At 49.8% G+C, this 14,190-nt stretch carries 13 protein-coding genes; 11 read left to right on the forward strand and 2 right to left on the reverse strand.

From position 1 onward, the window contains the following. The first annotated feature begins 46 nt into the window (after positions 1 to 46). The 5 genes from KK062_RS09895 to dprA all read left to right on the forward strand — a co-directional run bounded on the left by KK062_RS09895 (position 47) and on the right by dprA (position 4,721). The gene (locus KK062_RS09895; protein WP_254084129.1) at positions 47 to 1,021 is read left to right on the forward strand and encodes a M23 family metallopeptidase; all 975 of its coding nucleotides are present in this window, start codon (positions 47 to 49) and stop codon (positions 1,019 to 1,021) included. Further along, the gene (locus KK062_RS09900; RefSeq protein ID WP_254084130.1) at positions 1,021 to 1,986 is read left to right on the forward strand and encodes a M23 family metallopeptidase; all 966 of its coding nucleotides are present in this window, start codon (positions 1,021 to 1,023) and stop codon (positions 1,984 to 1,986) included. Before KK062_RS09895 ends, KK062_RS09900 begins: the two co-directional genes overlap by 1 nt. Before the next feature lie 80 nt (positions 1,987 to 2,066). Next, positions 2,067 to 3,164 (forward strand): CapA family protein, encoded by a 1,098-nt coding sequence (locus tag KK062_RS09905; RefSeq protein ID WP_254084131.1) that lies wholly within the window; start codon positions 2,067 to 2,069, stop codon positions 3,162 to 3,164. A gap of 1 nt (position 3,165) precedes the next feature. Further along, entirely contained in the window at positions 3,166 to 3,507 is a 342-nt protein-coding gene (locus KK062_RS09910) for a MerR family transcriptional regulator (RefSeq protein WP_254084132.1), read from the forward strand. Positions 3,508 to 3,578: 71 nt separating this feature from the next. Next, on the forward strand, positions 3,579 to 4,721 hold the full coding sequence (gene dprA, locus KK062_RS09915) for a DNA-processing protein DprA (RefSeq protein ID WP_254084133.1): 1,143 nt from the start codon (positions 3,579 to 3,581) through the stop codon (positions 4,719 to 4,721). Here dprA and KK062_RS09920 read toward each other — a convergent pair whose 3' ends face one another. Together KK062_RS09920 and KK062_RS09925 are read right to left on the reverse strand one after the other, a co-directional pair. Further along, positions 4,722 to 5,345 carry a tetratricopeptide repeat protein gene (locus tag KK062_RS09920; RefSeq protein ID WP_254084134.1) on the reverse strand — a complete coding sequence of 208 codons (624 nt, stop codon included), beginning with the start codon at positions 5,343 to 5,345 and terminating at the stop codon, positions 4,722 to 4,724. It lies immediately after the preceding gene. Positions 5,346 to 5,410: 65 nt separating this feature from the next. Next, positions 5,411 to 6,262, reverse strand: coding sequence for a hydroxymethylglutaryl-CoA lyase-like TIM-barrel protein (locus KK062_RS09925; RefSeq protein WP_254084135.1), 852 nt, complete (start codon positions 6,260 to 6,262; stop codon positions 5,411 to 5,413). A 220-nt stretch (positions 6,263 to 6,482) separates the two neighbouring features. Between KK062_RS09925 and KK062_RS09930 the strand changes: the two genes are divergently transcribed. The 6 genes from KK062_RS09930 to KK062_RS09955 all read left to right on the forward strand — a co-directional run bounded on the left by KK062_RS09930 (position 6,483) and on the right by KK062_RS09955 (position 14,149). Then, positions 6,483 to 8,264 (forward strand): DUF1800 family protein, encoded by a 1,782-nt coding sequence (locus KK062_RS09930; protein WP_254084136.1) that lies wholly within the window; start codon positions 6,483 to 6,485, stop codon positions 8,262 to 8,264. Between the two features lie 12 nt (positions 8,265 to 8,276). Continuing rightward, positions 8,277 to 10,007 carry a DUF1501 domain-containing protein gene (locus tag KK062_RS09935; protein ID WP_254084137.1) on the forward strand — a complete coding sequence of 577 codons (1,731 nt, stop codon included), beginning with the start codon at positions 8,277 to 8,279 and terminating at the stop codon, positions 10,005 to 10,007. Between the two features lie 32 nt (positions 10,008 to 10,039). Further along, entirely contained in the window at positions 10,040 to 10,945 is a 906-nt protein-coding gene (locus KK062_RS09940; RefSeq protein WP_254084138.1) for an outer membrane beta-barrel protein, read from the forward strand. Between the two features lie 8 nt (positions 10,946 to 10,953). Further along, a complete protein-coding gene (locus KK062_RS09945) occupies positions 10,954 to 12,192 on the forward strand; it encodes a hypothetical protein (protein WP_254084139.1) in 1,239 nt (412 codons plus the stop codon). Between the two features lie 105 nt (positions 12,193 to 12,297). After that, positions 12,298 to 13,311, forward strand: a complete 1,014-nt coding sequence (gene murB, locus KK062_RS09950; protein WP_317195759.1) for a UDP-N-acetylmuramate dehydrogenase — start codon at positions 12,298 to 12,300, stop codon at positions 13,309 to 13,311. Between the two features lie 508 nt (positions 13,312 to 13,819). Continuing rightward, entirely contained in the window at positions 13,820 to 14,149 is a 330-nt protein-coding gene (locus KK062_RS09955; RefSeq protein WP_254084140.1) for a hypothetical protein, read from the forward strand. Positions 14,150 to 14,190: the final 41 nt, after the last annotated feature.

The raw sequence follows: 14,190 nt of genomic DNA on the forward strand, positions 1-14,190 counted from the left end.
TTCTGGCTTTCGACGACCTGCTGATAAGAACCTCTTCGCGAATCACATGACCCATCCGAAGTACATCTATAACCCGAAGACCTGTCAGTACGAGCGCTCACGCGTGACGTGGCAAGGTGCTCTGGGGGCTGTGTTCAGTATCTTGTCGCTGTCTGCGTTGCTCCTGACGATGATCGTATTTTTACACAACCGCTTTGTCGAGACCGACTATGAACACGCGTTACGTGCTGAGAATAGGACTTTAAGAGAAAATAAGCTTCCGTTAGAAGAGAACCTCGAGGCTATTGAAACAACCCTTGCTACCCTGCGCACGCAGGAGAAGGATCTGTATACCAAGCTTTTTAATACTGCCCCACCGGAAACCAGCACGGCGTTGCCGTCCGTACACAAGGAAGATGTACTGGTGGCCGATGCTTCCGGATTCCGTTCGTTGCTGAAAGTAATCGGCGACCGATCCGCCGAATTGTCGGCCAAGTCGGCCGGCACCAATCGCGCCTTTGGTGAAAGCATTCATGTAGAACCTGACGACATTGCATTGCTTACATCGCTGCCTTCTATCCAGCCATTGGATGAAACTAATCCCGACGCTCTGGTGTCGGGCTTTGGCAAGCGCGTTAATCCATTTCACAAAGGACTCTATCTGCATCCTGGTGTCGATCTGGTGGCTCCGCGTGGCACCGTGGTACGCGCTACCGCCGGCGGGCACGTCAGCGGCATTAACAAGAGCGAATTGCAGGCGGGTTATGGTAACTCGATCGTGATCGATCATGGTAACGGCTTGTCCACGCGCTACGCTCACTTAGAAGAAATTCATGTAAAGACCGGACAGCGGGTTTCAAAAGGTGCCGCTATCGGTACCGTTGGTAACAGCGGTGGCTCCATTGCTCCACACCTGCATTATGAAGTGATCCGCGATGGCGAGCACGTCGACCCGGTCTTGTATTTTATCGAGAATATGACGACCAAGCAACATAACCAACTGCTTGAACGCAGCAAGAAACAAAACCAGTCGCTCGATTAATGGCACGCATTCAATACCAATATAACGCAGAGACGTGCCGGTACGAGCCCTGGCGCCTGAAAGGCAAAGCCCGGTGGAAACGGTACGCTACCTATTTCTGTGCGTCGCTGACAGTGGCCCTGGCGGCTTACTACGGCTATGTACTCCAGGTGGGATCAATCGATGAGATCATCCTTCAAGAGAGGAACCACGCCCTGAAGGTACAATGGCAGGTACTCGAAAACCGTACGCGCAAAGCCACGGCGGAGCTACAACAGTTAATCGAAAAAGACGACCATAACTACCGCGTGATCCTCGACGCAGAACCGCTGCAACCCAGCGAGCGTCAGGCCGGTGTTGGTGGTAGTATCAAAATCGACAAGGAGGTCCTGGGCGATTTTCCGGTAGTACTTAACAGTTATACTTCCATTCAAAACCTTCGGCACCAATTGGATGTCGAAGTACAGTCGTATGACAAACTGAAGGCGATGGTGAACGAAAAGCTCGAAGCCTGGTCTTCACGCCCCGCCATTCAACCCATCAGCAACAAACAGCTCGACCAATTACACCTGACCTACGGCTCGCGGTTCCACCCGATCTTTCACAAATACATGGATCACAAAGGTCTCGATTTCTCGGCACCTTCTGGCACGCCGATCTATGCCACGGGCGACGGTAAGGTGACAATGGCCTATACATCAAGCTCGTACGGAAACGTCGTGTATATCAACCATCACTACAGTTTTGAAACCCGGTATGCACACATGTCAGCTTTTGCTGTCAGGGAAGGCGACGTGGTAAAACGTGGCCAGGTGATTGGGTATGTGGGCAGCACCGGAAACTCGGTGGCCGCGCACTTGCACTATGAAGTGTTGTTCAAGGGGGAACACGTAAACCCGATCAATTTCTTTCAACGCGACCTGAGCAACAAGGAGTATCAAAAACTGATCGAGATCGGTAGCCGCCAAGACCGCCCGCTCGACTGATGTTTTTCAGGGTCAAAACTTGCGTGCAGGCTTTGACTCGTTGCCAATTCTCTGTTTCTTTGCGCTCACATAAATCGTTGATGATGCGCATCTTATTACTGGTCAGCTTATTTAATTTCTCCACCCTTTGCCTGGCCCAGGTAACGCCCGATTCCACCGGGCGCCAAGCGGCCTCCGGCGACACCGTGGCGTTTGTCCAGAAAGATACACTCACCATTGTGGGCGTGGGCGACATCATGATGGGTACCTCCTACCCGGAGGATAAACTGCCTTCTGCCGACGGTAGCTTTCTGATGAAGGAGGTTGAACCGATTCTGCGCGATGCCGATGTTACGTTTGGCAACCTGGAAGGCACGTTGCTTGATTCCGGGGGTACTCCCAAGACCTGTAAAGATCCGAAAGTGTGCTATGTGTTCCGCACGCCAACGCGTTACGTTAAAAACCTGGTCAGTGCAGGCTTTGACATGATGAGCCTGGCGAATAACCATGCCGGGGACTTCGGGGAGGCGGGCCGCAGTAGCAGCATGAAGACCCTTTCGGCCGCAGGCATTCTCCACGCCGGCCAGATGAACCAGAAGACTGTCATTTTTACAAAGGACAGCGTGCGATATGGCCTGGTGGCTTTCGCTCCCAACAGCAATTGCGTGCCGCTGAACGACCTGGAAGGTGCCAGGGCCCTGGTAAAGCATCTCGACTCTCTCGTGGATATCATCGTTGTGTCGTTTCACGGCGGCGCGGAAGGCGCACAGTATCAAAATGTACCCCGCACACATGAATTATTTCACGGCGAGGACCGCGGCGATGTTTACAAGTTTTCGCATACGCTGATCGACGCCGGAGCCGACATCATTTTCGGACACGGCCCGCATGTTACGCGCGCCATTGAGGTCTATAAAGACCGCTTCATCGCCTATAGCATGGGTAACTTCTGTACCTATCGCGGCATTAGTGTGACGGGAGTCAACGGAATGGCCCCTATCGTAAAGGTCTATACCGACCGAACCGGTAAATTCTTCCAGGGACGTATCATATCGACATACCAGACCTATGGCACTGGCGTACGCGTCGATCCGCAGCAGCAAGTTCTAAAAAAGATTCAGGAACTGACTAAAAAAGATTTTCCGGAAACGAGAATACGAATTGACGAAGAAGGTTTAATTACTTACCTTGCTCAGTAACATGGCGTATAAAGAAAAGGAAATTGAAAAGCTATATTTCTCGATTGGGGAAGTAGCTGAAATGTTCACCGTTGCACCGTCACTCATCCGTTTTTGGGAGTCTGAATTCGACCTTATCAAGCCTAAAAAGAATCGGAAGGGTAATCGCCAGTTTACCAAGGAAGACATTGACAATGTACGGACCATTTACCACCTGGTAAAAGAGAAAGGTTTTACGTTGCAAGGTGCCAAAGAGATGCTGCGCAACGATACGCAGGCTGTGCGCGACAAGATGGAAATGATCGAGTCTCTGAAACGCGTGAGAAGCTTCCTGGTGGAGATGCGTGACAAGCTGCAGGGATAAAATATTCTTTGCGGTCGTTTGAAAGACGGCGTTGGAAATATATCTTAGGGTATCTTTTGTGTGTTATTCTTATGGATCAAAACAGGCTGTCCAGCATTGCACTTCATTTTATTCCGGGCATTGGCGGCCGCACGTTGCGGCAGCTGGTAACATACTGTGGCTCGGCTCAAGATGTTTTTCGCGCTTCGCGCACTACTCTTCTGCAGATACCGGGCGTTGGTCCGGTCACTGCTGACGCCATCCGTCAAGGGCGGTCGTGGAAGCATGCCGAAGAAGAATTAACGCGCGCCCGAAAGGCCGGTGTCTCCATGGTGCTTTATACCGATCCGCAGTACCCCTCGCGCTTACGGACCATCGAAGATGCTCCTTCGCTTTTATACCTGCAGGGCAATCTCAACCTGGAACATAAAAAAATTGTTGCCGTTGTTGGTACCCGCAGATCCACCGAATATGGAACGACCTGCCTCGAGTCATTGCTCGAAGGACTGGCGGCGCACGATGCCCTGGTGCTGAGTGGACTGGCCTATGGCATTGACATACAAGCACACCGTTTGGCCCTTAAATACGGCCTGTCTACCGTAGGCGTGCTGGGAAGCGGTATCGATGTGATCTACCCCGCTATGCACAGTGACACTGCGCGCAAGATGTTACAGCAGGGCGGCCTGGTGACCGAGAATCCCTTCGGGACAAAACCCGACGCGCATAACTTCCCTGCCCGTAACCGCATCATTGCAGGCCTCTGCGATGCCCTTGTCGTTGTAGAAGCCGCCGATAAAGGAGGCGCATTAATTACCGCCGACCTGGCCAATGGCTATTTCAAAGATGTATTTGCGTACCCGGGAAGCATCCGCCAACAATACTCTAACGGCTGCAACCAACTTATCAAGGCCCATAAGGCCAATTTACTCACGTCTGTAAAAGACCTGGAGTATATCATGAACTGGGAGACGCCCCGACCTGTGGCCGTGATGAATGTCGCGCCGGCATACAGCGACTACGAGCCAGAAGAACAAGCTGTGTTACGAACGTTGTGGGAAAGTGCTGCGCCGTTGATGATCGATGCCTTGAGCGGAAGATCAGGACTTCCTCCCGGCCAGTTGGCAAGCATTCTATTAACGCTGGAGCTAAAAGGAATAATCACCCCGATGCCCGGTAGCGCTTACCGCATCAATATGCCGGCTCCCGGTAAATCGGCAGCGATGGCTGTGGCTTAATTAGTCTTTCTGATTACACTTTTCTTTGATTGCCTCGTAGGCTTTGAGGTCGCCGAGCTCACCGGCTTTGCTCAGGTCGAGACAACCATTCTTCAGATCACCAAAATTGATGCGCAAGATGCCGCGCATGTAAAACGCGTCAACGTTCTTGGGATTGATCTCGATGATCTTCGAGCAATCGTTGATGGCGTCTTCGTACGCTTCCAGGTATTGCTTGGCCTTGCCGCGGTTAAAGTATGCCTCGATATAGTTTTCGTTGATGGTAATGGCGGAAGTATAGTCGGCAATGGCGCCGTAAAAATCCTGTAACTTCATTTTGACATTACCGCGTGCAAAGAACGCATCGGCAAACTTAGCATTCTTCTCGATGGCCGAGTTATAGTCCTTCATGGCGCCATGGCGATCATCAAAATTATCTTTGATGTTACCGCGCAGGTAATACGCTGCTGCAAAGTTCTTGTCAAGCTCGATGGCTTTGTTTATGTTCAGCAACGCTTCCATGAACTCGTGTTTCTCGTACAGTTCGCGCCCCTTTTGCGTATATCCCTTAGCGTCTTTGGGATCTTGCGCAATCACCCCTCCTGAAATCAACACGAAACATATAAAAGGTACGACGGCCCTCATAATCATTATCTAGTTTAAACAAAAGTACAGGATTAATCCTCCTTGCATGGCACGAAGTAATATTTTCAATGCTTTGGAAATATTTCATCCGCCAGTTTTAGCGACCTTTCAAACGCGTGACGGTCCAGGTCAAACACTACGCCCTGGGTCTGCAGATACGAAAGAATTGTTTCGGTAGGAAGATTGCCCACCAGGTCATCATTGGCCATTGGGCAACCACCGTAACCGCGTATAGCACCGTCAAAGCGTTTGCATCCTGCCTCAAACGCCGCAGCGATCTTTGTCATAGCAGTAGCCGGCGTAGCATGTAAGTGTACTCCAAGCTCTATCGCCGGATATTCCTGCGCCAGTGATTGGAACAACGCACGCACACTGACGGCCTCTGCAACGCCAACCGTATCGGCCAGTGAGATGATCGAAATGCCACGGGCAATCAGCAGCTCAACAAACTGCATCACCAGCGCGGTGTCGTACGGATCACCATAGGGGTTTCCGAAACCCATGCTGATGTAGGTTACGAGTGTTTTATTGCTCTTTTTACAAATATCCTGGATCTCGTTCAAGGTATGGAGCGCCTCAGCAATCGTTTTGTTGGTATTCCGACGTTGGAAGGTTTCCGAAATAGAAAGCGGGAATCCCAGGTATGTGATCTGCTCAAAGCGTGCAGCGTCGATCGCACCGCGGGTATTGGCAACAATGGCCAGTAATTTGGACCGCGTGTTGCTCAGATCCAGGCCGGCCAGTACCTCAGCCGTGTCGCGCATCTGCGGGATTGCCGCCGGTGAAACAAAGCTACCAAAGTCGATGGTGTCAAACCCGACGGTGAGCAACTGCTGCAGGTACTGTAACTTTAACGGTGTCGGAATAAAATCCGGCAGCCCTTGCATGGCGTCGCGTGGACATTCAATGATTTTCATGTGCTGATAACATGCTTTGATACCATGCAGTTTAAAAGTAAAGAATCTGGTAAGCAATGAACCGTAGGAAAAAACTTTCAGTCGTCGTCGCCTAATGCAGTTGGTCACCGATTTAAATACTTTTGTACAATTCTCATGATATATAGCGGTCCAAAACCAAACATACTCCATGCCATTAGATCCTTTAAATGAAACATTGACCCCAAAACGGGCCGCTCATTTGCTGAGAAGAGCGACTTTTGGGGGCAGCAAGACTCAAATTGATGCCGTGGGCAACATGAACTCCAGCTCGGCGGTTGATATGTTGTTCGACACAGTTCTTCCCCAGCCGTTACCGCCTATCGATCTCAAGACGGGTCAGCAGTGGGTGTATCCTGGTTTTCAGGACGGTGTGAATAGCAACACCTTTGCACTGGTCGATCAATTTCTGCAGTGGTTCCTGGGTCAAATGATGAGTCCGGGCATCATGGATATTAATACCGCCCTTGCCCATGCGGCCCGCGAACGGGTGGTGTATTTTTTGCATACGCACTTTACGACCATCGAGTCGAAGGTGAACAATGTTCGCTCACTCTATTTTCAGAATCAGCTGTTCCGGCTGTTTGCCACGAATAATAGTGTCTTGCCCAACGGTACGTCACTGGATATGAGAAGCCTGACCGTAAAGGTCAGCATTGACAACGCCATGATCCGTCTGCTGGACGGTGACACGAATGTAAAGGGCGGTGTAAACGGCGTGAATGAAAACTATGCTCGTGAGCTGTTCGAGCTTTACACGATCGGACGTGGTCTGGAGGGCGTCGACCTTCCAACCGGCTTGGAGCCGGGTGATTACGTGGTATACAAAGAGGCGGACATACGCCAGGCTGCCTATACACTGTCCGGTTGGGAAACCGCCATGACCCTGGAAGGTGTGTTCGATCCTTTAGCCCCCGAACAGAGCGTGTTTGGTTTTGACCCAGACACTTTATTGCCCCGGGGCAAGGTAAAAGGCAGTGCAGAAAACGCTTCCCAACACGACAATACGGTAAAGACATTCTCGAATCGCCTGGGCAGCGTGTCGATAACTCCCGACGCTACTCTCATGCCTAACGGTAACCCTACTGAAGAGAGCGCGATCGATGAGATCACGCAGTTGATCGACATCATTTATGCACAGCCGGAAACTGCCCGCAATATCTGTCGTCGTATTTACCGTTTCTTTGTATGGGCACCCCATACCAGGGACGAGGCCCAAAAAGTAGAGGAGACAATTGATGACATGGTCGCTACCTTTGAGGCGAATAATTATAAACTGATACCCGTTGTCAAACAACTGCTAAAGAGCAAGCATTTTTACGAGACCATTGACGCCGACCCTGTCGATGACGCCAACTTTGGCGCCATAATCAAATCGCCCATCGATCTGACGATCGGCACATTAAAATTCTTTGACTTCACAATTCCCGCGATGGAAACCGACCCCAGCGAATTTTATCGCCGTACGGGCCGGATTCTTGAGACGATTGGTACACGGTATCAAGGCATGAACTTCTACGAACCGTTTGATGTGGCCGGCTACGAAGCTTATCACCAATATCCTATTTACCACCGTGCGTGGATCACTCCTAATACATTAGGACAGCGGTACTCCTTTACGCGCGGCATAATCGATGGAATCGGTGGTGGCTTGAGCAACGAAAATGTTTTTAACACCCTTGATGTACGGGCGTTTGTTGAAACCCACTTCGGCGGCGTAGCTTCCGATGCCAAGTTATTGATTCGTACACTCGCCGATTATCTTTTACCCTTCAGCAGGAACCTGACTTTTGACGACGCTTCCGACGATATTAACTCGTCACTCTCATCACAACGTCTTAATTGGTTCTTCGCGAAGATGGAGATGGCTGAAAGTGAATGGGCTCTCTACTGGCCCGATCCTCTAGAATTCGCCGAAGTACGCACTTCATTGCAACGCTTATTGAATGCCATGTTGCAATCACCCGAGTATCAACTTTCTTAATTCCGCCCGACCATGAATCAATCCAGAAGAAACTTTATAAAGAAATTACCTGTTGCGGCCAGCATTCCTTTTGCGTTAGCAAACGTACCTGTGCGTGTACTCGGTGAAGAAAATACATTAACACAAATGGCCGCCGCCGGCGGCGAAAACAGACGGCTTATTATCCTGCAAATGCATGGTGGCAATGACGGTTTGAACTGCGTTATTCCGGTTGAAAAGTATGATCAATATTATAGCATACGCCCCAACATCGCTATTCCGTCTAAAAACAATGCCCGGGGTTATATTCCCCTTGATAACACACTACCCAGCGACAAACAGGTGGGCCTGCACCCAGATATGCAGGCAATGAAAGCGTTGTACGATCAGGGCCGCATGGCCATTGTACAAGGCGTGTCCTATAAAAACAATAACGGTTCGCACTTCCGCGGGCGCGATATCTGGTATATGGGGGGAGACTATAATGAGTACTTCCAATCCGGCTGGATCGGCCGCTACCTGGAAGGGCTCTATGCTCCGGCCGAGTATCCGCGCGACTTCCCCAATGCAGCGATGCCAGACCCGTTGGCTATTGAAATGGGTAATGATGTATCGCTTATCTTCCATCAGGACGGCAATATTCCAACGTCAATTGCGATTCCTAATAACCCGGAAGCGTTTGGCGGCTTTATCGAAGATCTTGATGGTTTTAAAGATATACCGGGTGCTGTCGATCCGCGTGGTATTCCCCCTGAATACCTCAACGGCTCTCCGTACTATAAAGAGCTGAAATGGATTTTGGGCCTGGAAGATAAAACAAAGTCGTACGCCAAGCGCCTCTCTGAACAATATATAAACGGGTCGAAGATTGATTCCGGTGTTGTATATCCAGACAAATATCCATTCAATGCGCCGCTGGGAAGTCAGAAAAATCCTTTATCATTTCAGTTGAAAGTGATCGCCAACCTCCTCTCCGGAGGGTGTAAGACCAAAGTATTCCTCGTAAAGGTTGGTGGCTTTGATACGCACGCCGACCAGGTAGAAAGCTATAACCCTACTATGGGTTCGCACGCTGCGCTCATGTACCATATTTCTACGGCGATGAACGCATTCCAGCAGGACTTGCGTGCGCGTGGATATGAGAACGAAGTATTAACAGTGACAACTTCCGAGTTCGGCCGCCAGGTGGCATCCAACGCCAGCTATGGCACAGACCACGGCACAGGCGCACCGTTGTTCCTCTTCGGTCGCGGCGTACAGGCCGGCGTCCAGGGTACGAATCCCGATCTGACCAAACGCACAGTCGAAATGCAATACGATTACCGCGAGGTGTTCGGCAGCATCATGGAAGACTGGATGCAGGTGGAACGCGGCCAATTAGAAGTCATCTTTCCAGGCCTGATCAGCAAGGGCATTGACAAAGGCGGCGCAGACCCTGTGCCGTTCTCGCCCCTACCAATCGCACAACGCACCATTACCGGTTCGGAAGGTTTCATCAGCGATCGCTTCCGTCTTGAAGATTGCTATCCAAACCCAGCCAAGGACAGCACCACGATTGTCTTCCATGTAAACAGCGCCTACAACGTTACCGTAGACCTCTACACGCAGAAGGGTGAAAAAGTAAAAAGTCTCGTAAACGGTTTATACCCTGTTGGAGAACATAAAATAGCTGTAGATTTAACAGGTTTACCGGCAGGCACTTATATTTATGAGTTGAAAAGTGGCTTCTTTAAAGAAGCGAAGAAACTTGTCATCACAAAGTAACCCTTGACCCCGATTAACACCTACCGACCAACATGAAAAGACTTTACCTCGTGCTGCTATGCGGGTTGCTGGCTATAAACCTGGCCTACGCGCAGAGCAACAACAGCAGTAAGAAGCGAAAGAAGACAGCGGCAACTTACAACAAACAAAGCAAGGAGATTGAAAAATTCTTAGAGAAGCAATGGTGGCTTGGACCGAAGGGAGGTATAAACCTCTCCCAGCCCCGTGTTGAAAAGGAATACTTCATTATGGCTCCGACGAACTATGACCCTGCGCTGATTGCCAAGAAGTATGACAAGTTCAAACAGGTAGGCAGCCAGGTGACGTTTGAAATAGCGTTTTATTATCGCCGCTTTTCATTCAGTTTCCAACCTACTTACCAGCACACTGCATTTTCCTATAGCAATACGTATATCTGGCAAGGCGGCACAAACGCCGGGCAGATTGTTCAGCTGGAGTATGAACAATTGCAGAAGGTCGATCATCTTCAGTTTCCGATCCTGATCAAATATGAGGTCGCTGGCAACCGTCTGCGTCCGTATCTGCAAGCCGGGTTCTATCAGGGCGTTCTGTTGAACGCGACCAAAGAAGTGACAATCTCCGGTAACGACAACGCCAGCGGTGGGCTAAGCCAATTTGAGAACGAACCCATCATTGTCGGTGCGAAAGATTTGTTTGCCAAAAACCATTGGGGATTGATTGGCGGCGCTGGGCTATATTACAAGCTCGGCAACGTGCGGCTGAACCTCGACCTGATGTATAAGTCGGGTATGAGCAACATCACGTCTGCCAAGAATCGCTATGAAAACGACCGGCTTTCCGGTGTGGGCGATTCGATGGACGACCTTCTGCTCGACAACATCACGGTGTCGCTGGGGTGTCTTTTCCCGCTGCGCTTCCTGGAAAACAGTTTCAAGTCTGCCGACCGCAAAAAATGATCTTCCGCATGCAACAGTCTACTATACGAACCTCTCTCCTACTTTTATTGATCGCCCCGCTGCTGACGATGTGCGGTGAGGAACCGGATCCCCGGACCGAAGCCGAGAAATTTATCAGCATCTACGACAACAATCAGCTCAACGCGATCTACTTTCCGATTGACGTCAAGCAAACCGCCGACGGTGGATACATCATATTGGCTGCCAAGGAAATTATCGCTCCGGATGCGAACTCCAACAATCCCAACTTCTACTATACGTACATTATACGGGCGGATAAAAACGGAAATTTCATCCGTGAGAATGAGTTGGAATCTAATTATGTAAGCCCGGTGGGTGATCTCGTGCAAGTCGACACCACATTTTATTTCTTTTGCCGTGACGTCCAAACCTTCCAGGCAAAAATGATCACCATCAATCAGCAGGGTAACCTGGCGAATGCGTCCGACGTAGGCGTTACCTATCCGGCAGCAGCCTCTAGCTCAGAGAGCAATATTATCATGATGGGCTATGACAATGTTGATCGGAAAACAGTCATAAAAACATTATCTACTGCTGGCGCGCAACTACAAAGTGCCAGCTTTGACATTGGCCCGGGGGGTGACAAAGAAGTAGAGGCGGCGATTATCGATCACTTCACCAAAAAAGGAAGACGCCTGCCGTTCTTAGCAGGACGCATTCCAAATGGACCGTATTACTTCAATGGCTTTTACAATTACAGTCTTTCGCTCTGCTTTACAAGTTTTGTACCAGAAGCTCCTCCGTCTGGTGTTGTTCTCGGGCAGCAATACAAGGGTGGTGTAAGCGCGTTGGCTCCCCTGGGAAACAATCAGGTTGCGTTGGCGTCGTTTAATTTCGGCGACAATTTTTTCCTGCCCCGTCAGGAGCTCGCACCCAGCGTACAAACCAATATTACGGAGTTGAACCCCAACGGCTTTTCGTTGCCTGAGTTAACGCCAGAAGCGCACGTGAAGATCTTGCGTACGACGATCAACGAAAAGGATGTCGTCATCTACGCAAGCACGACGCAATCACGGCAGATCGGACTTTATTTCTACGACGCCAGCTCCGGCGCATTCATGAGCAGCCGTTACCTCGGCTTCTCCAATCCGTATGAGGTTGCCGGCCTTACACCTACCAAAGATGGCGGGCTTGCCGTGTGCGGTACTACCTACGTGGCTGGGCGCTTCTCCCGCATCTGCCTCTTCAAACTTTCTAAGGGAGAAATTTCCGAGAACGTAAAGTAGTACGTACACTTGTGCCTGAAAACGCCGCGATGACATCCTGCATTGTGGTTGGTTTTCAGGCACAAGTTTTTTTACCGTCTACCCATCGGAACTAACCCCATACACGTGCAGCAAAACATCGACCTGTCCCCTTATAACACCTTCGGTATTCAGGCATCTGCAAAAGCATTTACGACGGTCCGCTCCGTATCGGAAGTACAAGCCTTGATACAAAGCCCGGCTTTTACACAACAAAAAGTATTGCTGCTGGGAGGCGGCAGCAACCTGCTGCTGACGCAAGACTTCAATGGTCTGGTTGTCAAGATCGAGATCATGGGCAAGGAAATTGTCCGAGAGACAGACGATCAGGTCGTATTAAAGTTTGGCGCGGGTGAAAATTGGCATGCTCTGGTGTTGTATTGCGTCGAGCGTGGGTGGGGTGGAGTCGAAAACTTATCGCTCATACCGGGCACTGCCGGTGCTGCTCCGATGCAAAACATTGGCGCGTACGGCACGGAGATGAAAGATGTGATTGTCGAAGTAGAGGCTGTCGAAATCCGTACGGCCAGTGTGCACACTTTCTCGAATGAAACATGCGCCTTCGGTTACCGCGACAGTATTTTTAAACAACAGGCCAAGGGGCTCTACATCATCACAGCAATCACTTTAGCGCTCACCAAGCGCAATCATGCGTTGAATATCAGCTATGGCGCCGTGCGCGAAACAATCACGGCGCTGGGTTATGCAGGGCCTTCCGTGAAAGCCATCAGCGATGCAGTTATTCACATTCGTCGAAGCAAACTGCCCGATCCTGCCGTGATTGGCAACGCCGGGAGCTTCTTTAAGAACCCGACCATACCTGCCGCGCAATATGCAGCGTTGCAACAGTACTATCCCGCTGCGCCGGGTTATCCCGCGGAAGAAGGCATGGTAAAAGTTCCTGCAGGTTGGTTGATTGAGCAATGTGGATGGAAGGGAAAACGCACTGGCAATATCGGCGTACATCAGCATCAAGCATTGGTGCTCGTCAATTATGGTGGCGGTAAAGGCAACGACCTCTGGCAACTCGCGCTGCAGATACAACGCAGCGTGAAAGAGAAATTCAACATCGATATTCATCCTGAAGTGAACGTAGTGTAACCGACATCCGGTGATTTTTTTTTGCGTTCATGTTTAAATCATCGCGAGAGTACTTGTAAAAAAAATCGCTCTTAAAAATAATTGCGTGAAAATTTTTGTGAATAAATTTTTTGTTATTACTTTTCGTATAGTTTAAACATAAAATTTAAAACGCTATGGCAAAATCAGCGAAAAAGGTAGCTAAGAAAGCAGTTAAAAAAACTGCTAAGAAAGCTGCTAAAAAGAAGAAGTAATTAGGCTTCAAACCTAAGAAACTTTGCGAAGGGAAGTAAATCGGATTTACTTCCCTTTCGTTTTTTATAACGTTCCGGTTGTTATGATGTCGTGATAAGACGCCGTTGCCATCATCGATGTATTACTGATTGTAGTAGTGATGCGGGCTCATACTTCAACTTCTGCTTGAAGTACAGAAATTTTCACTCGGTTGCATAAATTTTATAAAATATCTCCTTGCCTTCACCCTGTAACCACCTTAACTTACCCTTCAACAACAACAATCCATACAATCATGGCAAAAGAAACTGCTAAACCGGTAAAAAAAACTGCTACTAAGCGGGCTACCCCCGCCGCCAAAGTCAGTGTAAGTGCGTCTGACAAAATCGAGAAAGCTTGTGTCGAATCATTAAAAAAGCTCCAGGAGTTGGGCATCGAGCAACAACTACAATCGGAGATCGAGTGGTGTCTGGGGAGCTACCGGAATGATCTGAATCCTTCCGGCCTGTACGAGGTGGCAGCCCGCACACTTACTATCTTTCAAGCGGAGAAGTCGAAGAAGACAAAAGGTGTGACGGCAAAGATGATTACTGACCTCGAGGGTGCACTCAACACTTCGGCGTAAGTCAGCGTAGCCCACCAACCTAACCATTATTACCACCAACC

Source organism: Dawidia cretensis (assembly GCF_018598175.1).
GTDB classification, from domain to species: domain Bacteria; phylum Bacteroidota; class Bacteroidia; order Cytophagales; family Cyclobacteriaceae; genus Ohtaekwangia; species Ohtaekwangia cretensis.

What these genes read in the sequence shown, in the direction of transcription:
- KK062_RS09925 (WP_254084135.1), bottom strand. Translation starts at nt 6,262, where the DNA reads ATGAAAATCATTGAATGTCCACGCGACGCCATGCAAGGGCTGCCGGAT.
- KK062_RS09940 (WP_254084138.1), top strand. Translation starts at nt 10,040, where the DNA reads ATGAAAAGACTTTACCTCGTGCTGCTATGCGGGTTGCTGGCTATAAAC.
- KK062_RS09895 (WP_254084129.1), top strand. Translation starts at nt 47, where the DNA reads ATGACCCATCCGAAGTACATCTATAACCCGAAGACCTGTCAGTACGAG.
- KK062_RS09935 (WP_254084137.1), top strand. Translation starts at nt 8,277, where the DNA reads ATGAATCAATCCAGAAGAAACTTTATAAAGAAATTACCTGTTGCGGCC.
- KK062_RS09955 (WP_254084140.1), top strand. Translation starts at nt 13,820, where the DNA reads ATGGCAAAAGAAACTGCTAAACCGGTAAAAAAAACTGCTACTAAGCGG.
- KK062_RS09905 (WP_254084131.1), top strand. Translation starts at nt 2,067, where the DNA reads ATGATGCGCATCTTATTACTGGTCAGCTTATTTAATTTCTCCACCCTT.
- KK062_RS09910 (WP_254084132.1), top strand. Translation starts at nt 3,166, where the DNA reads ATGGCGTATAAAGAAAAGGAAATTGAAAAGCTATATTTCTCGATTGGG.
- KK062_RS09945 (WP_254084139.1), top strand. Translation starts at nt 10,954, where the DNA reads ATGCAACAGTCTACTATACGAACCTCTCTCCTACTTTTATTGATCGCC.
- dprA (WP_254084133.1), top strand. Translation starts at nt 3,579, where the DNA reads ATGGATCAAAACAGGCTGTCCAGCATTGCACTTCATTTTATTCCGGGC.
- KK062_RS09920 (WP_254084134.1), bottom strand. Translation starts at nt 5,345, where the DNA reads ATGAGGGCCGTCGTACCTTTTATATGTTTCGTGTTGATTTCAGGAGGG.
- KK062_RS09900 (WP_254084130.1), top strand. Translation starts at nt 1,021, where the DNA reads ATGGCACGCATTCAATACCAATATAACGCAGAGACGTGCCGGTACGAG.